This window comes from Bacillus sp. MM09(2025), from assembly GCF_050496725.1.
Lineage (GTDB): Bacteria > Bacillota > Bacilli > Bacillales > Bacillaceae > Bacillus > Bacillus pumilus.
In genome coordinates, this window is the sequence record NZ_JBNWEN010000001.1 from 373,939 (window position 1) to 391,749 (window position 17,811).

The following is a 17,811-nucleotide window of genomic DNA, read 5'->3' on the forward strand; positions in this document are numbered from 1 at the left end:
GCTTCTCTGCTTAATATGATTGAAGTGACAAGATTGAATGGCAAAGGATTTATGCTGAACGCTCTCCATATCGAGCAAATCGAAAGCTTTCCAGACACAACCATTACATTAGCCAATGGAAAGAAATTCGTTGTGAAAGAAAATGAAGAGCAGCTTCAAGAAAAAATCATTTCTTTCTACAGAAAAATCCAAGTCATTTCATTGAATCAAGGAATAGAGGAATTTGAATGAAGAAGAAATTAGTCGTAGTAATGCTAATCATGATTATTGCCATCGGCGGAATAGGAGCAGGCATCATTTTTCTGCTGAATGGTTCAGATGAAGCAAAAGCTGAAAAAGAGCCAACAGCAGATGAAGTCGTAAAAGCTTCTGTTGAAATTCCTGAGATTATCACCAATTTAAAGTCTGAAGGAAATGCGGTCAAACTTGTATTGAATATTGAAACAGACTCTGAAAAAGCAAAAGAAGAGCTTGAGAAAAGAAGTTTTCAAGTGAAAGACGCCGTAATTGACATTTTATCAGACACGAATGCAGATGAACTTGATGGCAAAAAAGGCAGAGAACATTTTAAAACACTAGTCAAAAACAAAGTGAATAACTATTTGCAAGATGGCAAGGTGAAAGAAGTATATATAACCTCCTTTAATCTGCAATAGAGGCGATTAATTGACACGATGGAGGTGAAGAAATGTCAGGAGAAGTGCTTTCCCAGAATGAGATCGATGCATTATTATCCGCTATATCAACAGGCGAAATGGATGCAGAAGAGCTGAAAAAAGAAGAAACGACGAAAAAAGTAAAGGTGTATGATTTTAAACGTGCACTTCGCTTCTCGAAAGACCAGATTCGAAGTTTAACAAGGATTCATGATAACTTCGCTAGACTGCTCACCACACACTTTTCAGCTCAGCTAAGATCATATATTCAAATTACTGTCAGCTCGGTTGACCAAGTACCATACGAAGAATTTATTCGTTCGATTCCTAATATGACATTATTAAACTTATTTTATGTCAGTCCGCTTGAAGGAAGAATCATGCTTGAAGTGAACCCAACAATCGGCTATGCCATGATGGACAGGCTGATGGGCGGGATTGGCATTAGTCATAATAAGACAGAATCACTTACAGAAATCGAAACAAAGATTATCTCAAACATGTTTGAGGGAGCTTTGGAAAATTACAGAGAAGCGTGGCAGTCCATAACCGACATCGAGCCTGAAATGGCAGATTTCGAGGTAAATCCCCAGTTTGTTCAAATGGTGTCACCAAACGAAACCGTTGTCGTCATTTCTCTTAATACACAAATTGGCGAGGTAAGCGGGGTTATTAACCTATGTATTCCTCATGTTGTATTAGAGCCTATTATTCCGAAGCTGTCTGTACACTACTGGATGCAGTCTGAACGAAATGAACCAAAACAACAAGAAACAAAGGCCATTGAAAAACGAATTATGACGGCAAAGATACCGGTAGTCGCAGAGCTAGGGGAATCGGAAATGACGGTGGAAGAGTTTTTGAATTTGGAAATTGGTGATTGTATTGCCTTGGACAAACCAGTAAATGCGCCTCTTACTGTTATGGTCGGAAATAAACCGAAATTCTTGGGACAGGCCGGCCGCGTGAATCGGAAACAGGCGATTCAAATTCTAGATCACGACATAAGAGGTGAAGAAGATGGAGAATAACGGAAGTAAATTATCACAAGACGAAATCGATGCGCTCCTTAAAGGAGGTAGCACTGACGATATAGAGCCTGATACAGTCCTTTCTGCAATGGAGCAAGATGCCATTGGAGAAATTGGAAATATTTCATTCGGCAGTTCTGCTACAGCACTTTCAACCCTATTAAATCAAAAAGTGGAGATTACCACTCCAACTGTGACAGTGATTCAAAAAAGTATGCTGAATGAGGAGTTTCCTCATCCGTATGTCGCGATTGAAGTGAATTATACGGAAGGCTTCAGCGCGAGTAACCTGCTTGTCGTCCAGCAAACAGATGCAGCAGTCATTGCGGACTTAATGATGGGCGGAGACGGGACAAATGCTGACCCTTCTTTAAGCGAGATTCACTTAAGTGCGGTGCAAGAAGCAATGAACCAAATGATGGGTTCTGCTGCGACATCCATGTCGACTGTCTTTAATAAAAAGATTGATATTTCTCCGCCTCGCGTCGAATTACTTGATGTGAAAGAAGGAGAAGGAACAGACCGGATCCCAGCTGAAGAAATGCTTGTCAAGGTGTCCTTCAGATTAAAAATAGGTGAACTCATTGATTCAAATATTATGCAGCTTTATCCTATTACATTTGCGAAGGATTTAATTGCAGAATTAACAGACCCTGCGCAAGAGGAAGAGCCGGTTCAAGAAGCTCAAGTGACTACACCTGAACCTCAGCAGGCAGCGCCGCAAGCGCAATCTGCACCAGCGCAGCAAACAGCTCCGCCGAAAAGACAGGCGAAGCCAAAGCCGGCAGCACCTGTAAATGTGGCACCAGTTGAATTTGAAGCATTCAGTGAGCCTCAGCATACAACAAGCCAGCTTGGAAATCTTGATATGCTGATGGATATCCCGCTCTCCATTACGGTGGAACTTGGAAGAACTCAGCGAAGTGTCAAAGAAGTTCTTGAGCTTTCAGCAGGAAGTATCATTGAACTGGACAAACTTGCTGGTGAGCCAGTAGACATTCTAGTTAACAAACGAATCGTCGCCAAAGGGGAAGTCGTTGTCATTGATGAGAACTTTGGTGTTCGTGTAACTGATATTTTAAGTCAGTCGGAAAGACTTTCTAATTTAAAATAAACAAACATACAGGGAGAGAATAAGTAAATGGCTACTAAGGTATTAATCGTAGATGATGCAGCATTCATGAGAATGATGATAAAGGATATTCTTGTGAAAAACGGATTTGATGTAGTAGGAGAAGCAGAAAACGGCGCTCAAGCAGTTGAAAAATACAAAGAAACGTCTCCAGATCTTGTCACAATGGATATTACAATGCCAGAAATGGACGGGATCACAGCGCTAAAAGAAATTAAACAAATTGACGCTTCTGCAAAAATCATCATGTGTTCTGCAATGGGGCAGCAGTCAATGGTTATTGACGCGATCCAAGCAGGTGCAAAAGACTTTATCGTGAAGCCGTTCCAGGCAGACCGTGTACTTGAAGCAATTAATAAAACGTTAGGCTAAAAAAGGGTGTAAGACTTGTTGAAAAAACGTTTGATATGTATAGCAATGATCAGTTTTATGCTTTTCTTAACGATGCAGCCTGCCTCACTGTTTGCTGAAACGAAAGATCCTGAAAATGGCACAGTGGATGACTGGATCAAAGAAGAGAAGAGCAGCAAAAAGGATACAGAAAAGACAACCACTGACAATCAAACGACTCCGGCAGAAGAAGTTCCCTCTTCTTCTGTCTCCATTATGGATTTTGTCAAAATGATTGGTGCCTTACTTTTTGTCATCCTGCTTATATATGGATTGGTGAGATTTGTTGGTAAGCAAAACCGCTTACTTAAACCATTTCGCTATGTTGAAAATATTGGCGGAACGACGGTTGGCCAAAACCGTTCAGTCCAGCTTATCAAAGTGGGAAAACGAGTATTAGTTGTCGGAGTAGCGGACTCAATCCAGCTACTAAAAGAAATTGACGATGAACAAGAATGTGAAGCGATCGTGCAACAATACGAAGAAGCGATGGAAAGCAAAACAGATTTACCAAAAATCGTTCAAAAATTCACATCTCAGATAAAGAAACAGGATCAGCCAACCACTTCTTCTTTTTCAGCCAATTTGAAGGCGCAGCTAGCCGAATTGAAAAAGACCCAATCAGAAGTCAGAAAGAAAGGCCCGAAACAAAATGAATGAGTTTATCGATTTATTTAATTCCAGCGGTGCAGGGAATATTAGCACGTCTGTCCGTCTTCTTTTACTTTTAACCGTATTTTCGGTTGCACCAGGCATTCTCATTTTAATGACGTGTTTTACACGAATTGTGATTGTACTTTCATTCGTTAGAACGTCCCTTGCAACCAACTCAATGCCGCCAAACCAAGTGCTTGTAGGGCTTGCTTTGTTTCTTACATTCTTTATCATGGCACCTACGTTCTCAGAGATTAATAAAGAGGCACTGACGCCGCTTTTAAATGATGACATTACGCTCAATCAGGCATATGAAAAAGCCGAAGTGCCCATTAAAGAGTTTATGAGTAAACATACGAGACAGAAGGATTTGGCTTTATTTCTTAGTTACGCAAAAATGGATACACCTGAATCGATAAAAGATATTCCGTTAACGGCGATGGTACCTGCTTTTGCGATTTCAGAATTAAAGACGGCATTTCAAATTGGTTTCATGATCTTTATTCCATTTTTAATTATTGATATGGTCGTCGCAAGTGTCCTGATGTCAATGGGGATGATGATGCTTCCGCCGGTTATGATATCGCTCCCTTTTAAAATATTGTTATTTGTTTTAGTCGATGGATGGTATTTGATTGTTAAATCTTTGCTGCAAAGCTTTTAGAGTAGGTGCTTAAAACATGAGTTCAGAATTTGTCATTACGATGGCTGAAAGATCAGTGTATGTGGTATTGCTTGTCAGTGGGCCGCTTCTAGCGCTCGCTCTTATTGTGGGACTGATTGTCAGTGTGTTTCAGGCAACAACCCAAATTCAAGAACAGACGCTTGCGTTCATTCCTAAAATTGTTGCAGTTCTTATTGGGCTTGTTGTGTTTGGTCCATGGATGCTGTCAACCATTGTGTCCTTTACGACAGAGCTGTTCTCGAATTTAGATCGATTTGCAGGTTAACGAGCGATGTCAATCATAGAATTATTCCCTGCTTTTCTATTAGTTTTTATTCGAATCACCGCTTTTTTTGTGACAGTACCGCTTTTAGCGCATAGAACGATCCCGGCTGTACACAGAGTTGGATTCTCACTGTTTTTAGCCGTAATTAGTTTTAGCACGATTAAGGAACCGCCAGCACTCGATATAGACGGTCTTTATATGATGCTTGCGGTGAAAGAAGCAATGGTCGGGCTTCTACTTGGTTTGATTGCATATATCATGGTGTCTGCTGTTCAAATTGCCGGCTCATTTATTGATTTTCAAATGGGCTTTGCGATCGCCAATGTAATTGATCCGCAAACAGGGGCACAAACGCCGTTGATGGGGCAGTTTTTTTATACGGTCACATTGCTATTGATGCTGGCAACCAATGCACACCACCTGCTGCTTGATGGAATCTATTACAGCTTTCAGTATATTGCAGTTGATCAGTACGCACTGAATTTCGGCAGTGAATCCTTTGCTTATTTTATTGCAAAGAGCTTCAACCAAATGTTCATCATTGCCTTTCAAATCTCAGCACCGGTTGTCGCCAGCTTGTTTTTGGTCGACTTGGCACTGGGCATTGTGGCACGAACAGTTCCGCAGATGAACGTTTTTGTTGTCGGACTTCCTATTAAAATGGGTGTGAGTTTTATTATGATCATCATCTGTATGGGCGTCATCTTCGGAGTTGTCCAAAATACATTTGATACGATTGTACTCACCATGAGGAATTTCTTAGCATTGGTCGGTGGTTCGTCATGATGACAAGGCTTAGACTAGACTTGCAATTTTTCGCAGGTGAAAAAACAGAAAAAGCAACGCCGAAAAAGAGACAAGATTCACGTAAAAAAGGTCAGGTTGCCAAAAGTACCGACGTCAATACAGCCATCTCATTTCTATTAATCTTTTTATCATTCTTTTTTATTGGGCCTTTTATGAAAGAGCGTATTATTGCGCTCATTGAACGTTTTTATTCAACAACCATGCTAATGAAGGTTAGCACATCTAATATTCATCAACTATTTGTGGAATTGCTTCAGGAAACAGGACTCCTCCTCATGCCAATCCTTGGTGTTGGTATGCTGGCAGGGATCATCAGTAACTATTTGCAAGTTGGCTTTCTCTTTTCGACAGAAGTAATCAAACCGAAATTAGAAAAACTCGATCCAATCAAAGGGTTTAAACGAATATACAGTATTCGAGCCCTCGTTGAGCTATTAAAATCCATTTTGAAAATTGGTTTAATTGGTTTTGCGACATTTATTGCACTTTGGATGCACTTTGACGAAATCCTGAGGCTTCCTTTATTAACAGCAGAGGAAACCCTTCATTTCGTTGCAAATATGACCTTGATTATGGGGTTATATGCAGCAGGTGCTCTCATGATCTTAGCAGGGCTTGATTATATGTATCAGAAATTTGATTATGAAAAAAACTTACGGATGTCCAAACAAGACATCAAAGATGAGTATAAAAAATCTGAGGGTGACCCGCTCATAAAATCAAAGATTAAACAGCGTCAGCGGGAAATGGCCATGAGACGGATGATGCAGGAAGTCCCAAAAGCGGACGTCATCATTACAAACCCAACTCACTATGCAATTGCTTTGAAATATGACGAAGAAAAGATGGACGCGCCCTTTGTTGTGGCAAAGGGAACAGATATTTTGGCTTTGAAAATTAGAACGATTGCGAAAGAGCACGATATTATGACCGTAGAAAACCGGCCGCTCGCTCGTGCACTCTATGATCAGGTCGACATCGACCAAGCGGTGCCAGAGGAATACTTTAAGGCGATCGCAGAAATTTTAGCTTATGTTTATAAAACGAAACAAAAGATTTTATGAATTTTTGGTTTTAAAAGGAGAGAACAGGCATGTCAGCAAGAGATTTATCTGTTTTATTCAGTGTTATTTTAATTGTGGCGATGCTGGTCATACCGTTTCCGCCAATGCTATTAAGTATTTTAATCATTATTAATATTTCTCTTGCGCTTATCGTGCTTCTCACCACAATGAACATGCAAGAACCACTGCAATTTTCAATATTTCCATCATTGCTTTTGCTCTTAACGCTCTTTCGCTTAGGGCTTAACATCTCTACAACACGATCTATCCTATCAACTGGAGATGCTGGAAAGGTTGTAGAAACGTTTGGTTCATTTGTTGTTGGAGGAAATGTACTCGTGGGTCTGGTGGTCTTCCTTATTCTGATCATCATTCAATTTGTTGTAATCACCAAAGGGGCTGAGCGTGTGTCAGAGGTTGCGGCAAGATTTACCCTTGATGCGATGCCAGGGAAACAAATGAGTATTGATGCAGATTTAAATGCAGGGATGCTGACAGAAAGTGAAGCGAGAAATCGCCGTGAAAAAGTAGCGAGAGAAGCAGACTTTTATGGTGCGATGGATGGGGCAAGTAAGTTCGTCAAAGGGGATGCCATCGCAGGTATTATCATCGTCATTATTAATATTATTTTTGGGATTATCATTGGGATGCTTCAGCAAGGAATGTCGATTCAAGAGTCAGCTTCCCACTTTACATTATTAACGGTAGGAGATGGGATTGTTTCACAAATTCCTGCACTTCTCATTTCAACAGCGACAGGGATTGTCGTCACAAGGGCTGCTTCTAATGGGAACCTTGGTTCAGATATCACTGAACAGCTGTTTGCATTCCCAGCTATGCTTTATGTCACAGCAGGTACGATCTTCCTTCTTGGGTTGTTTACTCCAATCGGCGTACTTTTGACAGGACCGATCGCAGGTTTACTTGCCCTCGGCGCATACTTGATGTCAAAAAACAAACAGGATCAAGAAGAAATAGAAGAGGTACTAGAGGAGCAGGCAGAGGTAGAAGAGATGAAAAGTCCAGAAAGCGTCATTCACCTTCTCCAAATGGATGCCATTGAATTTGAGTTTGGCTACGGTCTGATTCCGCTAGCCGATGCAAATCAAGGCGGTGACCTGTTAGACCGAATTGTGATGATCCGAAGGCAGCTTGCCCTTGAACTCGGTCTTGTGATTCCAGTGGTCCGGATCCGGGACAACATTGCACTTAACCCAAATGAGTACCGACTCAAAATAAAAGGGAACGAAGTGGCAAAAGGCGAGCTCCTGCTTGATCACTACTTAGCGATGTCGCCTACGCCTGATGATGATCCGATTGAAGGAATCGAAACAATCGAGCCATCCTTTGGTCTTCCGGCTAAATGGATCTCAGAAGCAGAAAAAGATCAGGCTGAGATGCTCGGCTATACGGTTGTAGATCCTGCATCTGTTGTGTCTACTCACATCACAGAGAAGATTAGACAAAACACACACGAACTGCTCGGACGCCAGGAAACGAAGCAATTAATCGATCATCTGAAAGAAAGTTATCCTGTCTTAGTGGATGAAGTGACCCCGAATCCACTAGCAGTTGGTGATATTCAAAAAGTGCTTGCAAAACTGCTGAAAGAAAAAGTTTCTATTCGAAATCTTGTCACCATTTTTGAGACGCTTGCAGACTACGGAAAATTAACGACGGATACAGATTTGTTAACAGAGTATGTCAGACAGGCACTGGCAAGACAGATTACTGCACAATATGCGAGAGAAAATGAATCGCTCAAAGTTGTGACATGCTCAGGCCGAGTGGAAAAGGTGATTGCTGACAGTGTACAGCAGACAGAGCATGGCAACTACTTATCGTTAGATCCAGAATCCTCTGAAAGTGTGATTCAATCAGTGGCGAGAGAAATTGAACAGCTTTCGCTTCGTCAGGAAACGCCGATTCTATTGTGCTCACCTCCTATAAGAATGTACGTCAAGCAGCTGTTAGAAAGATATTTCCCGGACTTACCGGTATTATCTTATAACGAACTAGAAGCAAATGTGGAAGTACAGAGCATCGGAGTGGTGGATATCTAATGAAAATGAAAAAAATCATAGCGAATTCAATGCAGGAGGCAACGATTCAAATTAGGCAGCAGCTTGGGAAGGATGCCGTCATTTTAAATTCCAAAACCGTTGTGAAACGAAAGCTATTCGGTTTAAAAAAACAGCAAATGGTTGAAGTGATTGCAGTGCTGGATCAAGATTTTGAAGAAAGAGCGGGTAAAGGTGGACATCCTGCGCCTCCTCTTCCAGTATTTCCGAAAAAGGAGCACGTTCAACACCGGCCTGAAGAGCCGCCTTTTGCTCCTGAGGCAGTGAAACCAGCACCTTTTCAACCTCAGCCTTTAGAATATGAGAGAAATGAGCGGCATGCTGGTATTCTGCCAGACTCTCTCATGGCAATCGATCAAAAGCTGAAGGATCAAGGTCTTGATGATGCCATTCGAGACGAATGCCTAAAAGGTCTTTTAACGAAGGGTGCTGTCAAGGAAGATCAAATTCATAAAGAACTTGAACAACTGCTGACAGATATGCTGCCGGCTCACACCTCTGATGAGCCGATGATTCGTTCAAAATACATTGTGCTGTTTGGTTCAACTGGCGCTGGTAAAACAACAACGATTGCAAAGCTCGCTGCCAAAACGGCCATTCAGAAGCAAAAGAAAATCGCTTTTATTACAACAGATACGTACCGAATTGCAGCGATCGAACAACTGAAAACATATGCGGAACTGCTCAATGCACCGCTTGAGGTTTGTTATTCTAGAGAGGATTTTGTGAAAGCTCAAGAGACCTTTAAAGAGTATGATCATATTTTCGTAGACACAGCGGGTCGTAACTTTAAAGAAGAAGCGTATATCAAAGAGCTGACAGACATCATTCCATTTAATGAAAGCATTCAAAGTTTCCTAGTGATGAGTGCGACCTCGAAGTATCAGGACATGAAAGCCATGGTTAAACGCTTTGAACACGTTCCAATCGATCAATTCATTTTTACAAAGGTAGATGAAACAGACACGATGGGAACCATCTTTCAAATCATTGCAAACTCTCAAATTGGACTTGGCTTTTTAACAAATGGTCAAAATGTTCCTGAGGATATTCTTGAGGGCTCTCCTCTTGAATTAACAAGGATGGTCTTACAATGATGAAGCCCGACCAAGCAGAAGGTTTAAGAAAGCTCGTTCAGCAGAATCAAACGATCACACCAGCTCCTCTTGGTATAAGCGGACAGGCAAAAACCATTGCTGTCATGAGTGGTAAAGGCGGGGTTGGAAAATCGAATTTGACGCTGAATATGGCACTGTCTATCGCAAATGCAGGTAAGCGAGTGTTAGTCATCGACCTTGATTTTGGTATGGGGAATATTGATATTTTACTAGGGAAAACATCGACCAGCTCTATATTAGATGTTCTTGTCAGGAAGAAATCCTTCCAAGCGGCTATGACTCAAGGAACGAACAACCTATATTACATTTCTGGCGGAAGCGGACTTGAACAGCTGTTTTCTTTAGATAAAGATCAATGGTCGTTCTTTCTTGAGGAAATGGAAAGAATGATGCACGACTTTGATTGTATCTTCTTTGATATGGGGGCTGGCCTTTCAAAAGATCAACTGCCATTTGTTTTATCAGCAGGGGAAGTAGTAGTTGTGACAACGCCAGAACCAACATCGATCATGGATGCTTACAGCGCAATTAAACACTTAGCGATTCATCAGTTCGAACAATCTGTGCAAATCATTGTCAACCGGTGTAAAACCCCGTCAGAAGGGTCTGAAACCTACAGAAAATTAGCAGGAGTGGTCACATCATTTCTACACAGAAAACTGGTATTTGCTGGCGCTGTGCCGGATGATCCTGCAGTTCCAAAAGCAGTGGCCGAACAAATTCCATTTTATATGAAGCAGCCTCATTCAAGGCTGAGTAAAACGATCAAGATGCTGGCAGAAACACTTTATCAACAGCAGATAAGAGAGGCACAGAGAGAGCAGCATACGTTTATAGATAAGTTGTCCTCTTTTTTTAAAAGGAGGAAGGTGGACTCGTGATTAGAGTGCTTGTAGTAGATGACTCGGCCTTTATGCGAAAGCTCATTAGTGATTTCCTAAGTGCCGAGCAAGAAATAGAAGTCGTCGGAACGGCGCGAAATGGGGAAGATGCCTTAAAACGGATCAAGGAACTGAATCCAGATGTCGTCACATTAGATGTGGAAATGCCTGTTTTAAATGGAACAGAAGCATTAAAACAAATTCTGGCTGAACACGACCTGGCCGTAATTATGGTGTCAAGCCAGACAAAGCAAGGGAAGGATTTAACCATCCATTGCTTAGAACTTGGTGCTTTTGACTTTGTGACAAAGCCTTCAGGAAGTATTTCGCTCGATTTACACAAAGTAAGAGGCCAAATTGTAGAACGGGTGCTTGCGGCAGGGCTGTCAAGGAAACGTACTGAAATGCAGGTTTCTCCTAAGCCTGTGATGAAGCCGCCGATTCCAGTGGCTGCACCTCGCCCGCAAGCAGTAAAAAGCGGCTCACTCCGAAAGATTATTTCAATCGGAACATCAACGGGTGGGCCAAGAGCACTTCAACGAGTCGTCACGAAGCTGCCCAAGGACATAGAAGCACCCATTTTGATTGTGCAGCATATGCCGGCAGGATTTACGGCATCACTTGCTACTAGGTTAGACCATTTATCTCAAATTTCGATTAAAGAAGCACAAGATGGAGACATCGCTAAAAATGGAGTGGCTTACATAGCACCTGGTGGAATGAATATGTCACTTCATGAACAAGGGGCATCCTTAGTCATCAGGCTGTCTCCAGAGGACACAGAAAGCCGGCACAAACCTTCTGTTAACTATTTATTTGAATCCATCAGTCGTATAAAGGGTTACGAGAAAATCGCTGTCATTATGACAGGCATGGGTAGTGACGGCACAGAAGGTGTCAAAAAAATGGTCGCAAGCGGTCATACAAAAGTCATTGCAGAAAAAGAAGAATCATGTGTTGTTTTCGGAATGCCTAAATCAGTCATTAAAGCAGGCCTTGCACATGAAACAAGGCATGTGGATGACATCGCACATGCAATTATAAGCTCCATGAATAAAGAGAGGGCGTGAACACGTTGGATGTAAACCAATACTTAGATATCTTTTTAGATGAAAGCAGAGAACACTTACAAACTTGTAATGAAAAACTTCTTGATTTAGAAAAGAACCCAACCGACTTGCAGCTAGTGAATGATATATTCAGAGCGGCTCACACATTGAAAGGCATGAGTGCAACGATGGGCTATGCTGATATGGCTCAGCTAACACATCACTTAGAAAACATGTTTGATGCCATTCGAAATGAACAAATGATTGTCACACCTGAGTCAATGGACACAATGTTTGAAGCGCTTGATCACCTTGAAGCAATGGTTCAATCAATTGCAGAAGGCGGCGATGGGAAACGCGATGTCACAGAGATTAGTAAAAAGTTAGATGTGACAGGAAGCCATGCTGAGGCAGCTCCTAGTGTTGAAACAGCTGATGTATCAGCGGCTGCTAACGATTTAGACTATAACGAATTTGAACGAACAGTGCTTGATGAAGCGAGAGAACAAGGCTTTAAATGTTATGAACTCAATGTAACATTAAGCGACGCATGCTTATTAAAAGCCGTTCGTGTTTATATGATCTTTGAAAGACTGAACGAAGCAGGCGAAGTCGTTAAAACAGTTCCAAATGCAGAACTTTTAGAATCAGAAGATTTCGAATCTGAATTCAGTATTTCTTATTTATCTAAACAACCAATGGACGAAGTGAAGAAAATCGTGATGACGATCTCAGAAGTTGAACAAGTTGAGATCTCAGAAGTTTCTGCATTTGAAGAAGCGGCTCCAGCTGAAAAACAAGAAGCAAAACCTGAACAGGAAAAAGAAGAAGTCTCTGTGCCTGCTGCGAAAGCACCAGCAAACGATACGCCAAAAGCAAATGGCAATAACGGTGCAGCTGCCGGCGGAACAAAAACGATTCGTGTCAACATTGACCGTCTCGATTCTCTCATGAATCTATTTGAAGAACTGGTGATTGACAGAGGCCGTTTAGAACAGATTGCCAAAGAATTAGAAAATAATGAACTCACAGACACAGTTGAAAGAATGACACGTATTTCTGGAGATCTGCAATCGATCATCCTGAACATGAGAATGGTTCCTGTTGAAACGGTGTTTAACCGATTCCCTCGTATGATCCGTCAATTGACAAAAGAGCTGAATAAGAAAATTGAACTGATCATTGAAGGTGCTGAGACAGAGCTTGACCGAACGGTTATCGACGAGATTGGAGATCCGCTCTTACACTTACTTAGAAACAGTCTAGATCACGGAATTGAATCGCCAGAAGAACGTGTGAAAAAAGGCAAGCCAGAAAAAGGCACCGTTCTATTAAAGGCGTATCATAGCGGAAACCACGTCTTCATTGAAGTAGAAGATGATGGCGGCGGAATTAACCGTAAGAAAGTGCTTGAAAAAGCATTAGAGCGCGGCGTTATTACAGAAAGAGAAGCAGAGACACTTGAAGATCATCAAATTGATTCATTGATCTTTGCAGCAGGATTCTCTACAGCTGATACGATTTCTGACATCTCTGGCCGCGGTGTAGGCCTTGACGTTGTGAAAAACAAGCTGGAATCACTGGGCGGATCTGTGAGCATCAACTCAACAGAAGGACAGGGCTCACTATTCTCGATTCAGCTTCCGCTTACATTATCGATTATTTCTGTACTTCTTGTGAAACTGGAAGAGGAAACATTTGCGATTCCGATTTCTTCTATTATTGAAACGGCTGTCATTAAGAAAAGCGACATCCTTCAAACGCATGATCGTGAAGTGATTGATTTCCGAGGATTTATCGTACCGGTCGTGTACTTGAAGAAACAATTCCACGTACCAAATGCGAATGAATTAGAGGAAGAACTGCACATCATCGTTGTTCGTAAAGGAGATAAGCTGACAGCATTTGTGGTCGATTCATTTATTGGTCAGCAAGAGGTTGTATTGAAATCACTAGGAGATTACCTGCCAAACGTGTTTGCGATTTCAGGCGCAACAATCCTAGGCGACGGTCAAGTTGCACTCATCGTTGACTGTAATGCACTGATCAAGTAAAAAACAATAGAGGAGCGGTCTGAAATGAGTACAGATATCAAAACTGGCGAAAAGATGATTGTGTTTATCGTAAACAAAAAAGAATACGCCATTTCAGTATCAGAAGTAAAGTCCATTGAAAAATGGCAGCAGCCGACAAGAGTCCCTGGCGTTGCCCCTTATATATGCGGTGTTATTAATCTGCGCGGTGTCGTGACACCTGTCATCGATCTTAGAGTGAGACTTGGATCAAGTGACAACGAAATTACAGATGAAACAAGAATGATTATTGTACAAGTTGGTGACATTGAAGTCGGCTGGATTGTTGATGAAGCAAATGACGTCATTACAGTTCATCAAGAAGAAGTAGAATCTTCTCCTGAATCAGCTGAAAAAGAAGGACAATCATGGGTGACAGGTATCATTAAGCATGATCAGCGTCTATTTAATATCATTCATCCTGGTGCTGTCCTCGACAAGAGCGTTCAAGATGCACCTGTTCATTAAGGAGGATGTGAAATGAGCATTTTCAATGAAATAAAAGATGAACAGCTGGATGTATTAAGAGAGGTTGGGAATATTGGAGCAGGCCACGCCGCGTCTGCTCTTGCCAGCCTATTGGATCGCAAAATAGATATGGCTGTTCCGTTTGTCAAGGTTCTCTCGTTTGAAGAATTAATGGATTTCTTTGGCGGTGCAGACCTCCCAGTTGCAAGCATTTTCCTGCGAATGGAAGGAGATTTATCCGGCTCAATCTTTTTCATTATGCCCTTTGAGCAAGCCGAGCAATTCGTAAGAGAGCTTGTACGAGATCCGTCATTTGATATTGATACTATTCACGAGCATGTGATGGGGACGTCAGCACTACATGAGCTGGGAAATATTTTAGCAGGCTCTTATTTATCAGCCCTTGCCGATTTAACAAAATTGCAGCTTCACCCAAGTGTTCCAGATGTTACGCTCGATATGTTCGGGGCTGTCATTAGCGAAGGGTTAATGCAATTCAGCCCTCTAGGTGATCAGGCAATTGTGATTGATACATCGATTTTTGATGATCAAAACAAGCAAGAGCTGAAAGGAAATATGTTTCTATTACCAGACTTTGAATCGTTTGAAAAACTATTCAAAGCATTAGGTAACCTGTAATGAACGTTCAGATTCCGGCAGTTGTAAAGGTTGGTATAGCGGATGTTCAGCTTGTGAAAACACCGGACCGCATTCGGACATCCGGACTTGGTTCCTGTGTAGGGCTTGTTCTGTTTGATCAAGAAAAAAAACTGGCAGGTCTTGTCCATGTCATGCTTCCAGACTCATCCCTTGCAAAAGGGGCAGTGGAGAACTTGGCTAAATATGCGGATACAGGTGTCAAGCATACAATTGATCTGCTCCTTAAAGAAGGAGCGCGCAAACATGCGCTAAAGGCAAAACTTGCTGGTGGGGCAGAAATGTTTAAGTTTAAGTCAACCAATGATCTAATGAGAATTGGACCTAGAAACGTATCAGCTGTTAAAGAACATCTGTCTCTTTATCGCATCCCGATCATTAGTGAGGATACGGGCGGGAACAATGGCCGTACGATTGAATTTGATCCGCTTACGACAGAGCTTGAGATCCGCACTGTGAAGCAAGGCATTATGAAGATATAACTAAGGAAGTATAGGGGGAGAAAGATGCAATCCTTAAATTACGAAGATCAGGCGCTATGGGCTAGATGGAAAGAGTGGAAAGACCCAGCTGCTGGAGATGATCTTATGCGCCGCTATATGCCGCTCGTCACATATCATGTTGGAAGAATTTCCATCGGTCTCCCGAAGTCAGTGCATAAAGAAGACTTGATCAGTCTAGGGATGCTCGGTTTATATGATGCCCTTGAAAAATTCGACCCCGGAAGAGATCTGAAGTTTGATACATATGCATCCTTCAGAATCCGCGGGGCCATCATCGACGGTCTTCGTAAAGAGGACTGGCTGCCTCGTACATCAAGAGAAAAAACAAAAAAAGTAGAAGCGGCTATTGAAAAGCTTGAACAACGTTATTTACGAAATGTGACGCCGACAGAAGTAGCAGAGGAACTTGGCATGAGTGAACAGGATGTTGTCACAACAATGAATGAAGGTTTCTTTGCAAATCTGCTTTCAATCGACGAGAAGCTGCATGATCAAGAAGACGGTGAAAACGTCCAAGTCATGATTCGCGACGAGAAAACTGTGACACCTGAAGAAAAGATGCTGAAAGATGAATTAATAGAACAGCTCGCTGAAAAAATGACCGAGCTTTCGGAAAAAGAAAAGCTCGTGATCAGTCTATTCTATAAAGAGGAACTGACGTTAACGGAAATCGGTCACGTGCTTAATTTATCGACCTCACGCATTTCGCAAATTCATTCAAAGGCATTGTTCAAGCTTAAGCATCTGCTTGATAAAGCCATTCAATCTTAAAGAGTTAGTGAGTGAAAAAATATGTTATGGCTGATTAGCTTCATGCTTCATGCTGCACTTATTTATTTTGTGATCATTTTATATACGAGAATGAATTCGCTGAAGGCAACTGAACAAAAGCAGCGAGAACTTCTAGAAGAAACGGAAAATACCCTGGCTGCATTTTTGATGGAAGTCAAAGAAGAGAATGACAAACTATCAAAAGTGGCAGCCGCTTCCCCTGATTTTTCTGCTGAAGAGCTGAAATCGGATTTTCAGACACCAAAGCAGCCACAAACACCAATTGAATCCCAGCAATCGGTAGAAAGTGAAGATCCAGTCCCAGAGCACTTGTCGGCTCTCCTTAGCGAGGTAGAAGTGCAGGAAGAGAAGGTAAACGAACCCGTTCCACATTTTGAATCAGAAGCTTCTGTGCCTTCTGAAAGTGAAATAGAAGAAACATTCGAGGATCAAGTGAAGACCTTATATGACAAAGGGCATTCGCTAGAAGAAATAGCGAAAGAACTGAAAACTGGCAAGACAGAAATCGAGCTTTTATTAAAATTTAGCGGAAAGCTGTAAAGGATTCTTGATTGTCAGTCCATCATGTGTTATATTATTTCTTGGTGTTAAATACACACGCTTAATGATTCGTATGAAGGTGCTGCCGTGGCGCAGTTTTATGTGAACATGACTTAAGCGGAGGAAAAAAAACCATTATATTAGGAGGCAACAACATGTCAGTTATTTCTATGAAACAATTGCTAGAAGCTGGTGTACACTTCGGTCACCAAACACGCCGTTGGAACCCAAAAATGAAGCGTTACATCTTTACAGAGCGTAACGGTATCTACATCATCGATCTTCAAAAAACGGTGAAAAAAGTAGAGGAAGCTTACAACTTCACGAAAAACCTTGCTGCTGACGGAGGAAAAATCCTTTTCGTTGGTACGAAAAAGCAAGCACAAGATTCAGTGAAAGAAGAAGCAATCCGTTCTGGTATGTTCTATGTGAACCAACGCTGGCTTGGTGGAACTTTAACAAACTTTGAAACAATCCAAAAACGTATCAAACGTTTAAAAGATATTGAAAAAATGCAAGAAAACGGTACATTCGATGTTCTTCCTAAGAAAGAAGTCGTTCAACTGAAAAAAGAATTAGAACGTCTTGAAAAATTCCTAGGCGGAATCAAAGACATGAAAGGTCTTCCGGATGCACTTTTCATTATCGACCCTCGTAAAGAGCGTATTGCAGTTGCAGAAGCTCGTAAATTGAATATCCCAATCATCGGTATCGTTGACACAAACTGTGATCCAGACGAAATTGATGTTGTGATCCCTGCAAACGATGATGCAATCCGTGCTGTAAAACTTCTAACTGCTAAAATGGCAGATGCGATTCTTGAGTCTAAACAAGGCGAAGAAGAAGCTGTTGTAGAAGAAACGACAGAAACTGAAACAACAACTGCGTAACCTATTCAAAAGGTGATAAGAGGGAAATGCCTTTTATCACCTTTTTTCACCTAGTAATCCGTGTTTTAACATAGAA

The 17,811-nt window shown here is 41.6% G+C and carries 21 protein-coding genes; all 21 read left to right on the top strand.

Translation table 11 applies throughout. From position 1 onward, the window contains the following. Positions 1 to 15 precede the first annotated feature (15 nt). The 21 genes from ACQYAC_RS01965 to rpsB all read left to right on the top strand — a co-directional run bounded on the left by ACQYAC_RS01965 (position 16) and on the right by rpsB (position 17,735). Positions 16 to 231 (top strand): flagellar FlbD family protein, encoded by a 216-nt coding sequence (locus ACQYAC_RS01965; RefSeq protein WP_034620035.1) that lies wholly within the window; start codon positions 16 to 18, stop codon positions 229 to 231. Beyond that, positions 228 to 656, top strand: coding sequence for a flagellar basal body-associated protein FliL (gene fliL / locus ACQYAC_RS01970; protein WP_012009964.1), 429 nt, complete (start codon positions 228 to 230; stop codon positions 654 to 656). The genes ACQYAC_RS01965 and fliL overlap by 4 nt, the downstream gene beginning before the upstream one ends. A 32-nt stretch (positions 657 to 688) precedes the next feature. Continuing rightward, complete coding sequence (gene fliM / locus ACQYAC_RS01975) at positions 689 to 1,687, top strand: flagellar motor switch protein FliM (RefSeq protein ID WP_003212239.1); 999 nt, start codon at positions 689 to 691, stop codon at positions 1,685 to 1,687. Next, positions 1,677 to 2,801 carry a flagellar motor switch phosphatase FliY gene (gene fliY, locus ACQYAC_RS01980; RefSeq protein ID WP_429942617.1) on the top strand — a complete coding sequence of 375 codons (1,125 nt, stop codon included), beginning with the start codon at positions 1,677 to 1,679 and terminating at the stop codon, positions 2,799 to 2,801. The genes fliM and fliY overlap by 11 nt, the downstream gene beginning before the upstream one ends. A gap of 27 nt (positions 2,802 to 2,828) precedes the next feature. Then, entirely contained in the window at positions 2,829 to 3,191 is a 363-nt protein-coding gene (locus ACQYAC_RS01985; RefSeq protein ID WP_007499584.1) for a response regulator, read from the top strand. 18 nt (positions 3,192 to 3,209) lie between these two features. Further along, positions 3,210 to 3,869, top strand: a complete 660-nt coding sequence (gene fliZ / locus ACQYAC_RS01990) for a flagella biosynthesis regulatory protein FliZ (protein ID WP_180309011.1) — start codon at positions 3,210 to 3,212, stop codon at positions 3,867 to 3,869. Beyond that, positions 3,862 to 4,527 carry a flagellar type III secretion system pore protein FliP gene (fliP, locus tag ACQYAC_RS01995; RefSeq protein WP_007499580.1) on the top strand — a complete coding sequence of 222 codons (666 nt, stop codon included), beginning with the start codon at positions 3,862 to 3,864 and terminating at the stop codon, positions 4,525 to 4,527. The genes fliZ and fliP overlap by 8 nt, the downstream gene beginning before the upstream one ends. Before the next feature lie 16 nt (positions 4,528 to 4,543). Then, positions 4,544 to 4,813, top strand: coding sequence for a flagellar biosynthesis protein FliQ (gene fliQ, locus ACQYAC_RS02000; RefSeq protein WP_003211206.1), 270 nt, complete (start codon positions 4,544 to 4,546; stop codon positions 4,811 to 4,813). A 6-nt stretch (positions 4,814 to 4,819) separates the two neighbouring features. Beyond that, positions 4,820 to 5,599 carry a flagellar biosynthetic protein FliR gene (gene fliR / locus ACQYAC_RS02005; RefSeq protein ID WP_012009967.1) on the top strand — a complete coding sequence of 260 codons (780 nt, stop codon included), beginning with the start codon at positions 4,820 to 4,822 and terminating at the stop codon, positions 5,597 to 5,599. Then, positions 5,596 to 6,684, top strand: a complete 1,089-nt coding sequence (gene flhB / locus ACQYAC_RS02010; protein WP_058013986.1) for a flagellar biosynthesis protein FlhB — start codon at positions 5,596 to 5,598, stop codon at positions 6,682 to 6,684. The genes fliR and flhB overlap by 4 nt, the downstream gene beginning before the upstream one ends. A gap of 29 nt (positions 6,685 to 6,713) precedes the next feature. Next, positions 6,714 to 8,747, top strand: coding sequence for a flagellar biosynthesis protein FlhA (gene flhA / locus ACQYAC_RS02015; RefSeq protein WP_429942618.1), 2,034 nt, complete (start codon positions 6,714 to 6,716; stop codon positions 8,745 to 8,747). After that, positions 8,747 to 9,862, top strand: coding sequence for a flagellar biosynthesis protein FlhF (gene flhF / locus ACQYAC_RS02020; RefSeq protein WP_429942619.1), 1,116 nt, complete (start codon positions 8,747 to 8,749; stop codon positions 9,860 to 9,862). The genes flhA and flhF overlap by 1 nt, the downstream gene beginning before the upstream one ends. Beyond that, positions 9,859 to 10,764, top strand: coding sequence for a MinD/ParA family protein (locus ACQYAC_RS02025; protein ID WP_012009971.1), 906 nt, complete (start codon positions 9,859 to 9,861; stop codon positions 10,762 to 10,764). Before flhF ends, ACQYAC_RS02025 begins: the two co-directional genes overlap by 4 nt. Then, positions 10,761 to 11,834: a protein-glutamate methylesterase/protein-glutamine glutaminase gene (locus ACQYAC_RS02030; RefSeq protein WP_429942620.1), complete on the top strand. Its 1,074-nt coding sequence runs from the start codon at positions 10,761 to 10,763 to the stop codon at positions 11,832 to 11,834. Before ACQYAC_RS02025 ends, ACQYAC_RS02030 begins: the two co-directional genes overlap by 4 nt. 5 nt (positions 11,835 to 11,839) lie before the next feature. Continuing rightward, complete coding sequence (locus ACQYAC_RS02035; protein ID WP_429942621.1) at positions 11,840 to 13,867, top strand: chemotaxis protein CheW; 2,028 nt, start codon at positions 11,840 to 11,842, stop codon at positions 13,865 to 13,867. A gap of 24 nt (positions 13,868 to 13,891) precedes the next feature. Further along, positions 13,892 to 14,353: a chemotaxis protein CheW gene (locus ACQYAC_RS02040; protein WP_003211606.1), complete on the top strand. Its 462-nt coding sequence runs from the start codon at positions 13,892 to 13,894 to the stop codon at positions 14,351 to 14,353. 12 nt (positions 14,354 to 14,365) lie between these two features. Beyond that, a complete protein-coding gene (locus ACQYAC_RS02045; RefSeq protein ID WP_169056520.1) occupies positions 14,366 to 14,992 on the top strand; it encodes a chemotaxis protein CheC in 627 nt (208 codons plus the stop codon). Beyond that, positions 14,992 to 15,492 carry a chemotaxis protein CheD gene (locus ACQYAC_RS02050; RefSeq protein WP_003212153.1) on the top strand — a complete coding sequence of 167 codons (501 nt, stop codon included), beginning with the start codon at positions 14,992 to 14,994 and terminating at the stop codon, positions 15,490 to 15,492. The genes ACQYAC_RS02045 and ACQYAC_RS02050 overlap by 1 nt, the downstream gene beginning before the upstream one ends. Positions 15,493 to 15,516: 24 nt before the next feature. Then, positions 15,517 to 16,284 (top strand): FliA/WhiG family RNA polymerase sigma factor, encoded by a 768-nt coding sequence (locus tag ACQYAC_RS02055; RefSeq protein ID WP_012009976.1) that lies wholly within the window; start codon positions 15,517 to 15,519, stop codon positions 16,282 to 16,284. 21 nt (positions 16,285 to 16,305) lie between these two features. Further along, positions 16,306 to 16,845, top strand: a complete 540-nt coding sequence (locus tag ACQYAC_RS02060) for a hypothetical protein (RefSeq protein ID WP_058013979.1) — start codon at positions 16,306 to 16,308, stop codon at positions 16,843 to 16,845. A gap of 155 nt (positions 16,846 to 17,000) precedes the next feature. Next, positions 17,001 to 17,735: a 30S ribosomal protein S2 gene (gene rpsB / locus ACQYAC_RS02065; RefSeq protein WP_003212093.1), complete on the top strand. Its 735-nt coding sequence runs from the start codon at positions 17,001 to 17,003 to the stop codon at positions 17,733 to 17,735. The last annotated feature ends 76 nt before the right edge of the window (positions 17,736 to 17,811 follow it).

Excerpts from the sequence above, each read along its gene's own strand:
- ACQYAC_RS01965 (WP_034620035.1), top strand. The coding sequence starts at position 16 with ATGATTGAAGTGACAAGATTGAATGGCAAAGGATTTATGCTGAACGCT.
- fliL (WP_012009964.1), top strand. The coding sequence starts at position 228 with ATGAAGAAGAAATTAGTCGTAGTAATGCTAATCATGATTATTGCCATC.
- fliM (WP_003212239.1), top strand. The coding sequence starts at position 689 with ATGTCAGGAGAAGTGCTTTCCCAGAATGAGATCGATGCATTATTATCC.
- fliY (WP_429942617.1), top strand. The coding sequence starts at position 1,677 with ATGGAGAATAACGGAAGTAAATTATCACAAGACGAAATCGATGCGCTC.
- ACQYAC_RS01985 (WP_007499584.1), top strand. The coding sequence starts at position 2,829 with ATGGCTACTAAGGTATTAATCGTAGATGATGCAGCATTCATGAGAATG.
- fliP (WP_007499580.1), top strand. The coding sequence starts at position 3,862 with ATGAATGAGTTTATCGATTTATTTAATTCCAGCGGTGCAGGGAATATT.
- fliQ (WP_003211206.1), top strand. The coding sequence starts at position 4,544 with ATGAGTTCAGAATTTGTCATTACGATGGCTGAAAGATCAGTGTATGTG.
- fliR (WP_012009967.1), top strand. The coding sequence starts at position 4,820 with ATGTCAATCATAGAATTATTCCCTGCTTTTCTATTAGTTTTTATTCGA.
- flhB (WP_058013986.1), top strand. The coding sequence starts at position 5,596 with ATGATGACAAGGCTTAGACTAGACTTGCAATTTTTCGCAGGTGAAAAA.
- flhA (WP_429942618.1), top strand. The coding sequence starts at position 6,714 with ATGTCAGCAAGAGATTTATCTGTTTTATTCAGTGTTATTTTAATTGTG.
- flhF (WP_429942619.1), top strand. The coding sequence starts at position 8,747 with ATGAAAATGAAAAAAATCATAGCGAATTCAATGCAGGAGGCAACGATT.
- ACQYAC_RS02025 (WP_012009971.1), top strand. The coding sequence starts at position 9,859 with ATGATGAAGCCCGACCAAGCAGAAGGTTTAAGAAAGCTCGTTCAGCAG.
- ACQYAC_RS02040 (WP_003211606.1), top strand. The coding sequence starts at position 13,892 with ATGAGTACAGATATCAAAACTGGCGAAAAGATGATTGTGTTTATCGTA.
- ACQYAC_RS02045 (WP_169056520.1), top strand. The coding sequence starts at position 14,366 with ATGAGCATTTTCAATGAAATAAAAGATGAACAGCTGGATGTATTAAGA.
- ACQYAC_RS02050 (WP_003212153.1), top strand. The coding sequence starts at position 14,992 with ATGAACGTTCAGATTCCGGCAGTTGTAAAGGTTGGTATAGCGGATGTT.
- ACQYAC_RS02055 (WP_012009976.1), top strand. The coding sequence starts at position 15,517 with ATGCAATCCTTAAATTACGAAGATCAGGCGCTATGGGCTAGATGGAAA.
- ACQYAC_RS02060 (WP_058013979.1), top strand. The coding sequence starts at position 16,306 with ATGTTATGGCTGATTAGCTTCATGCTTCATGCTGCACTTATTTATTTT.
- rpsB (WP_003212093.1), top strand. The coding sequence starts at position 17,001 with ATGTCAGTTATTTCTATGAAACAATTGCTAGAAGCTGGTGTACACTTC.